Origin of the sequence: Corynebacterium sp. (assembly GCF_030826625.1) — a bacterium.
Taxonomy (GTDB): domain Bacteria; phylum Actinomycetota; class Actinomycetes; order Mycobacteriales; family Mycobacteriaceae; genus Corynebacterium.
The window spans coordinates 1-7,400 of record NZ_JAPJNQ010000095.1; the positions used below are offsets into that span (position 1 = coordinate 1).

6 protein-coding genes are annotated in these 7,400 nt (G+C 59.5%); 4 read left to right on the forward strand and 2 right to left on the reverse strand.

Annotated elements, in window-relative coordinates; translation table 11 throughout:
- Window positions 1–56: 56 nt before the first annotated feature.
- On the reverse strand, window positions 57–2,036 hold the full coding sequence (locus RCH87_RS09610) for an HtaA domain-containing protein (protein ID WP_306516478.1): 1,980 nt from the start codon (window positions 2,034–2,036) through the stop codon (window positions 57–59).
- 350 nt (window positions 2,037–2,386) lie between these two features.
- Here RCH87_RS09610 and RCH87_RS09615 point away from each other — a divergent pair, with 350 nt between their 5' ends.
- The 3 genes from RCH87_RS09615 to RCH87_RS09625 all read left to right on the forward strand — a co-directional run bounded on the left by RCH87_RS09615 (window position 2,387) and on the right by RCH87_RS09625 (window position 4,195).
- On the forward strand, window positions 2,387–2,845 hold the full coding sequence (locus RCH87_RS09615; protein ID WP_306516479.1) for a hemin receptor: 459 nt from the start codon (window positions 2,387–2,389) through the stop codon (window positions 2,843–2,845).
- Window positions 2,846–2,940: 95 nt separating this feature from the next.
- Window positions 2,941–3,561: an HAD family hydrolase gene (locus tag RCH87_RS09620; RefSeq protein WP_306516481.1), complete on the forward strand. Its 621-nt coding sequence runs from the start codon at window positions 2,941–2,943 to the stop codon at window positions 3,559–3,561.
- A gap of 67 nt (window positions 3,562–3,628) precedes the next feature.
- Window positions 3,629–4,195 (forward strand): gamma carbonic anhydrase family protein, encoded by a 567-nt coding sequence (locus RCH87_RS09625; RefSeq protein WP_306516482.1) that lies wholly within the window; start codon window positions 3,629–3,631, stop codon window positions 4,193–4,195.
- Window positions 4,196–4,219: 24 nt separating this feature from the next.
- Here RCH87_RS09625 and RCH87_RS09630 read toward each other — a convergent pair whose 3' ends face one another.
- Window positions 4,220–5,452: an ROK family transcriptional regulator gene (locus tag RCH87_RS09630; RefSeq protein ID WP_306516483.1), complete on the reverse strand. Its 1,233-nt coding sequence runs from the start codon at window positions 5,450–5,452 to the stop codon at window positions 4,220–4,222.
- 193 nt (window positions 5,453–5,645) lie between these two features.
- Here RCH87_RS09630 and RCH87_RS09635 point away from each other — a divergent pair, with 193 nt between their 5' ends.
- Entirely contained in the window at window positions 5,646–7,379 is a 1,734-nt protein-coding gene (locus tag RCH87_RS09635; RefSeq protein WP_306516484.1) for a DUF885 domain-containing protein, read from the forward strand.
- Window positions 7,380–7,400 lie beyond the last annotated feature (21 nt).

A 7,400-nucleotide genomic window follows, 5' to 3' on the forward strand; every position in this document is an offset into this window, starting at 1 on the left:
GGGGTGGGGATAAACGCCACGGGTTTGGGGTGCCCATGGCGCGAATATGGCTGGGGTTAGGCAGGGTTGCGCATGACTAGGTGGCTCATAGAACCACCGGCGACGATCAGGCCAGCGAGGAACAGCAGGATATAAGCGCTCGGGTTGTCACCCAGGCCAGCGTTGTTGGATCCAGCGGATTTGATCTTGAAGTTGCCGGAACCATTTTCGTAAGCGGTGGTTTCGCCGTCACCGGACAGCGGATTATCGCCACCACCTGCGACGCTGCCGCTACCGCTTCCGCCACCGGCAACGCTTCCAGTGCCACCGGCCCCACCGGATCCGCCGGCGCCGCTGGTGCCGGAACCAGACGCTCCGCCAGCCGCAGAGCAATCGCCAGCGCCGCCGAGTTGTGCATCAAAGTTCAGTGGGTCGAGCTCCAGGCCGGCCTCGTAGAAGCCTGCGAATGCTTTCGCTCCAGTATCAGTCAAGAACACGCGGGCTTTACCGCTGGCTTTGTTGGCGTCGACGCTGAGAGAGTCGAAGTTTAGGTCTGCGACGGCTACGCGGCCAAAGTTCAGCTTTTCGCCTTCCATGGTCGACGAACGCACATCGGCAATCAACTTGCCGGAGTTGCCGTTGAAGGTGACCTCAGGGTTGGATACGTTCAAATCCAATACGCCATGGTGGCCGTCGAATTGAATAGCGCCATTGTGGCGGATGCTGCCGGATTTCGCACCAGTGTCGACGTTTCCGGAGTTGCCGTTGAAGCGGTATTGACCGTCAACGTAGTCAATGCCCTGCAGCGTCCAGGAGCCTTTCGCGATGGATCCGGTGATATAAGAGCGGAAAGACTTCTTCAAACCCCAGCTCAGTGTGGAAGAGGTGACACCGGTTGCGTGGCATTGTTCGCCAGCGCCAGCGCCACCGGCACCAGCCGCGCCAGCGCCTCCGCCAGCGACGTTTCCGGTTCCGCCACCGCCGGCCGAGTTGCTAGCTCCACCGCCAGTACCACCCGCGCCGCCTGCGCCTCCAGCGCCACTCGCGCCGCCTGCACCGCCAGCTCCGCCACCGGAGTTGGACTGGGTGGAGTTGCCCCCACCGGATCGAGTGCCACCGCCTGAGGTCGTGCCGCTAGTGGTGCCATTACCGCCCGCACCGCCGGATGCTCCGTTGAAGCGTTTTTGGTAAGACTCGTACTCGTCCAAAAAGGCCTGGCTGTTGCCCATGAAGGTGGTAAACGCGTTCATGGTGTCATTGGTTTCTTGCAACAGGGACATGATTTCTTTGTTGAAACCAGTGAAGTTGCCTTTGATGGTGGTCAGGGTGCGTTTATTGCCGCCACCGGATCCAGAGCCGGACCCACCGGAGCCTTTGTCGGAATCACAGCTGCCATCGGTTTTGATCGCGCCCGAAGTAGGGTCCAGCTCTTGGCCCACGTCGTAGGCCAAGAATAGTTTCTTACCTTCTGCAGTTAAGTTGGTGCTACCGCTGAGGTTAACCTCGTCTGCGTTTGGAGCTACAGGGTTGTTGAGGTTGATCGTTGCGATGGAGACGTCGTCGCCCCTAATCTCTGGGCCACGCTTGCTGGTATCGACCATGTCGGAGTCATAAGAGACATAGTCGACGATGATGTCTGCTCTGTTGCCTTCAGCGCGGACTTTCCAATCCGAGATGGTCATATCCAGCAGGTCGACGTTCGTATTGCCGTGGTAGCCGTGGCCATTAAATTTCAACGTGCCGTTGAAGTTGACGGTAACAGCGTTTCCACTGGCCTCGGTCTTTTTCGGGGTGAACACGAAAGCGCCGTCGGGCCCAGTTTCGTTACCGGTGAAGCCGATTCCGTCAGCGCCCCAGCCACCGCGGGCGACGGGGCCTTGGATGTAGTTGCGATAAGACTGTTTGATTCCCCAGTTGAAGCTGCACTGTTCAGCGGCGTGTGCGTGTGGTACGAATGCGACGGCCAATGCACTCAACGAGGTTAGAGATAGAGCGAAAGTGCTGGCTACGGCGCGACGGGAAAGTGTACGTAGCCGAGTTGTCGACTCCTGGGACACTACGAACTCCTAGATTTAATCAGGCGTCTTTCAGGTTGCTGCCGGTCCCCTGCCAAGCCTGTGGGTAGGTAGCGCCGGAAAGACATTGCGGTAAACGTGCGTAAGAACGGGTTGCCCTGCAAAATTGCATTGCCGGGGTTCCCTTAAAATATGCATTCGTAGATTACCTGGAAATCCTAAGAAATAATAGGCTAGGCTAAAGCTAATTGTTTCAATTGTGTGGTTTCTGCAGGAGAAAAACATTGACTACCCCCACAACCAGCTCTTTTCGCAGTCTTTACCCTGATGTGAATCCTACTAATGGTTTACCTCTCAATGGTGTGGAAAGAATATCCTTAGTTGTCGCTTGTATGGTCTTGATTTACGGCGTAGTTAATGGCGAAATGATCATTGCCGGCGTTGGCTTGGCCTTGACCTTGGTCGCCGTCGTTGCGCTGTCACAAAAAACTGGACGACGCATTCGCGCCGAAGCAAGAAGCCGCTTCCCGGCGGAAGACTGGAGCGAATATCGCACTGCCAGCCGTCTGAACCTAAACCTCTACATTCCACTGATCTGGCTTGTCATCATCGGCATGACGATGGCCGGATTCTGGTGGATCCCCCACGATTACTCCGTGATTGGTGGCCTGATCATCGCAGCTATTTCTGGGGTGTTGATCTGGTTCATGCCAGGAGCGAACCCAGTGTGGAATCGTCGCCTGAAAGATGTGCGGGGTGCGTCTGGCGCCTACGCTGGGCAGGACGAGCAGGGCGTGCAGTGGGCACCGATTAACCAGCAATCCCAGCAGGGCCCACCGACGATGCACTAATGACTATGCATTAATAACGATGCACCAATATCGGGCCGCTGGTAGCGCGCCAGCATCGCCCCGTGGCCGTCGTTGGCGCTCTATACTGGGCGGGCATGGCACAGTTGAATCTGCTGGTGGATCTCCCAGGCGCCCTCGTGCACACCCCGCGCGAGCCCCAGAACCATGCGCTTCTGCAGGCCGCCGGCATCTATGATGCGCAATTGCCGCAGGCGCAGAAGTTCTGGCAAGTTTTTTCTGAACTCCGCCCCGCCCACTGCAGCGGCGACATTGGGGACCAGCGGTTTTGGCAGCAAATAATTGCCCGCGTGGGCCTGGATGATTGCGATATTGCCGAGGCCATCGCCGCTGATACTGACGCAGGCAGCTGGCTGGACACCGAAGCCTGGGGGTGCATCGAAAGCCTAGCCGACGCCGGAATCCCCATCGCTGGCACCGCGAATTGTTCACTGAGCCAGTCGCAACACCTGCGCCAACAGTACCCGTGCTTGGAGGAGCTCGATGCGCTAGTGCTGTCATGCGATATTGGCGTGGTGCTTCCCGACGAGCGCATGCTGCACGTCGCCGTCGACGCTTTAGGTGCCAGCGCCCGCGAGACCGTGTTTATAAGCACCAACGAAGGCCACCTGGCTGCCGCGGCGGAGCTGGGTATGCGCGCCCGCTTATACATGGGCGTCGGGCAGTTGTGTGAATTAGTGGAGCAGGCAACCGGCTAGCCGTTGACAAGCAGCCGTCGACAAGTGTGCCACCGAAAAAGCCCACTACCAGCGCTATCATGGGGCCATGCCACTTATTTTGCCTTTCAATGGAAAAACCCCGCGCGTGCACGAGTCCGCGTTCATCGCGCCGAATGCCACCCTGATCGGGGACGTGGAAATCGGCCCGGACGCTTCAGTGTTTTATGGCTGCGTGCTGCGCGCTGATGTCAACCGCATCGTCGTGGGTGCGCGCAACAATATTCAGGACAATTCCGTGCTGCATGTCGACGCCGACGCTGATTGCGTGCTCGGGGAAGACGTCACCGTCGGGCACATGGCGCTGGTTCACGGCTCGCATGTCGGTGACGGAACGCTGGTGGGCATGAAATCCGCGTTGCTCTCGCGCTCAGTGATCGGGGCAGGTTCGCTGATTGCCGCCGGGGCAGTGGTGTTGGAAGGCGCAAAGATCGGCGATAAAGTCCTCGCCGCGGGGGTGCCGGCCAAGGTGCGCCGGGAGCTTTCCGACGACGAATCGCAGGCGTTTATCCCGCACGCCGCGAAATACGTCGCTACGGCTGCTGCTCACGCGGAACTGATTGGTGGCAGTGATAGCGGCAGCGCGCTGTCTCTCGACGAGGTCCGCTACAGCTAACCCAGCAGCTAACCCAGCCCCCAACTAGCTGCGGTTGTCGTCGGCAGGCACGAGCTGAAGCGGCTCGCGCAGCATCTGGTCCAGCGCCACCGCGCGCGCAATCGAGCGCACCACTTCTTCATGTGTGGGAATCATGCGCATTTTTGGTGCCTTAGCGGTAGTCATGATTTCACGCACGGTTGCGGCGAACAGTTTCGGTGCGCGGGCATCGTCCACGAATGCCGAACCCGCAACCACCACGGTAGAAATCCTGTATTCGCGCACTAGATCTACCGTTAATTTGGCTAATCCGTAGGCACGCGCATCGAGGATCTCGCGTATGTCGTCGCTATCCGCTGCCAACTGCACGGCTTCTGCCAGTGTGGTTGGGGCAGCAGGAAGATCCGGGCATTGCGTATTGATGCGCTCCAAGATGGAGCGGGTGATCAGTGCTTTTTCCGGCGCGGAATTCTGCAAGCCGAGCTTGTGGTTGGTGACCTGCGGCAGCGTTTCAATCGGGTGCACACCAGAGGTGTTGGTGAAAGCGGCGCCCAACGAGTCATCAGCAAACAGCACCAGGGTGCGGTCGGAATCATCACTAACCAGCAGCTCACCCGCCTGCATCTCAGAACCAAGGATCGCCGGTACCGCCGAGGACACCGCAACCGGCACCGAGAATTGATAGCGAAGCGACGCTGCCACGTCGACCTGCTCCCAGCCCAGGTTCGGTGCACTGACCACGCCGTCGCGGCTCACCTGACCAGACGTCGTCACGCCCACCGCCAACAGCGTGTGCTCCAGCCCGGTGACCAACCGGTGCAGCCCGGCCATGATGTGTTGGATGAAATCGCTTTCGCTGAGCTCGGCGACGGGAGTGTCGATCGTGGACTCGCGGATGGTGCGCCCGCGGATGTCAAAAACAGCGAGGTATGTTTGCGTCGTGCCCACCGAGATGCCGGCCAACATCCACAGCGGTTTCGCCAGCTCCACCGGTGTCGTCGGCCGACCACGGCCGTGCGTGCGGGCGAGGTCGTCGCGGGTGATCACATAACCGTTGGCTAACAGTGTGGTGATCGCGCGGGTGATCGTCGGCTGCGAAAGACCAGTGGCTGTGATCAGATCCGCTCGGCTGATCACAGAGTTTTGCCGGATCACATACAGGCATTTGGCAGCGGGGGTTTCGGGTTGTCCGAATGCCTGGGGGTAGCGCGAAGTTGCAGGTGGTTTCCCCGTCGTTTTCGCCGTCGCGTTTCCAGTCGCTTTTCCTGGTGCGTCCATGACATATAAGAATACTATGGTTCACCTGTCTGGTTACCGACTGACCTGGGCAAAACTAGACCTTCGTCGGCGGGTGCTTGTCGACGCCATCGTGGGCGTTTATTGCGGTGGAACGCAGGTGTTTGTTGCGGTGGGAAGGTTAACACTGGGCTGGGTGGAAACTTGCAGGCTTAAAGGTTTAGACTCACCTGCTATGAGTAGCGAACCCACCGCAGACGTGCGCGAAGACCGCGCCGGGCAGCAGTTGAGGGCCGACAAGCAAGCGTGGCAAGAACGCACCCAGCCGCGTCCGCCGTCCTTGCTTGATGCTTCCTGCGAGAATTTTGTCTATGACCTGGCAGAGCTCTCACCCACCGAGGCTACCGCGTGGGGCATTGCGGGCTACGACGACAAGTTGGAGGATTTCTCGCCGGAGTATTACGAGGCCGTCGCTGACCGCACCCGTGAGATGATCGAAGACGTCAACGCGCTCGACGAGGCCACCGACGAGTCTGACGACGACGACGATTTCGACGAAATTGATTACGTCACCGCGAACGTGTTGCGCGACCGGCTGTTGCTGGAACTCGACCTGCACCACGCTGGTGAAACTGAGGCGGCGCTGAATAACATCGCTTCGCCGGTGCAGACCATCCGCGACACCTTGGTGTTCATGCCCAATGAGTCCACCGAGGACCTGGATAACCTGCGTTCGCGGTTGAGCCTGGTGCGCAACAGCTTGGATGGTTACCGTGAATCGCTGAAGGATGCCTGCGCGCATGGGCATGCACCGAAGTACCGCCAGGTGGATGCCGTGGTGAACCAGTGTGAGGATCTGGCGCAGCCTGGTTCGCTGTTGGAGGATTTGGGGCTGGATTCACACAGTAAAGAAGTGCAGGAAGCCAAAGCCGCGTTTGGTGAGTTTGCGGATTGGTTGACGCTAGAGGTGGTGCCGCAGTCCAGTTCCCGCGATGGGGTGGGCCGTGAGCGCTACGAGCGTTTTTCGCGCTTGTTCGTTGGCGATAGCGTCGATTTGGATGAGGCCTACCAGTGGGGTCTGGAACAGCTGCGGGAGATCAGCGAGGCGCAGCGCAAGACTGCAGCGCAGATTTACGACGATGAGACGGACTGTCGCGAGGTTTTCCGTCGGCTGAATCAGGATCCGAAGTACCTATTGCACGGCACCGACGCGTTGGTTGAGTGGATGCAGGAGAAGGCCGACGCTGCGATCACTGCGCTGCACGGCACGGAGTTCGATATTCCGGAGCCGGTGCGCACCATCGAGTGCAAGATTGATCCAGCTGGCACCGGTGGCATTTTCTACACCCCGCCGTCGGATGATTTCGCCCGACCTGGCCGCATGTGGTGGTCGGTGCCGAAGGAAACCACCACCTTCCACACCTGGCAGGAATTGACGACGGTCTACCACGAGGGCGTTCCGGGCCACCACCTGCAGTTGGGCCAGACGCTGATGGAGCGGGAGAACCTGAACCTGTGGCGTCGTGTGGCGTGCTGGAATTCTGGCCACGGTGAGGGCTGGGCGTTGTATGCCGAGCAGTTGATGGCGAACTTGGGCTATTTGGATGATCCGGGCTTCCGCCTGGGCATGCTGGATGCACAGCGTCTGCGTGCGGCCCGTGTGGTGCTGGATATTGGTATGCACCTGGGCAAGAAGGTTCCGGATGGTCCGGGGCACTGGGATGTGTGCTACGCCAAGAACTTCCTGCGTGATAATTGCGCGTTGGATGAGGCCACGCTGTCGTTTGAGCTGGACCGTTACTTGGGTTGGCCAGGCCAGGCGCCGTCGTATGCGTTGGGGCAGCGCATGTGGTCGGATCTGCGCGATGCTGCCGTGGCGCAGGGCATGAGCGTGCCGCAGTTCCACGCGGAGGCGTTGAGCTATGGCTCGATCCCGATGTCGATTCTGCGGGAGCAGATCCTGGACTAGGTTTTTGGGGGCGGGGTGGCC

Excerpts from the sequence above, each read along its gene's own strand:
- RCH87_RS09635 (WP_306516484.1), top strand. The coding sequence starts at position 5,646 with ATGAGTAGCGAACCCACCGCAGACGTGCGCGAAGACCGCGCCGGGCAG.
- RCH87_RS09620 (WP_306516481.1), top strand. The coding sequence starts at position 2,941 with ATGGCACAGTTGAATCTGCTGGTGGATCTCCCAGGCGCCCTCGTGCAC.
- RCH87_RS09625 (WP_306516482.1), top strand. The coding sequence starts at position 3,629 with ATGCCACTTATTTTGCCTTTCAATGGAAAAACCCCGCGCGTGCACGAG.
- RCH87_RS09630 (WP_306516483.1), bottom strand. The coding sequence starts at position 5,452 with ATGGACGCACCAGGAAAAGCGACTGGAAACGCGACGGCGAAAACGACG.
- RCH87_RS09615 (WP_306516479.1), top strand. The coding sequence starts at position 2,387 with ATGGTCTTGATTTACGGCGTAGTTAATGGCGAAATGATCATTGCCGGC.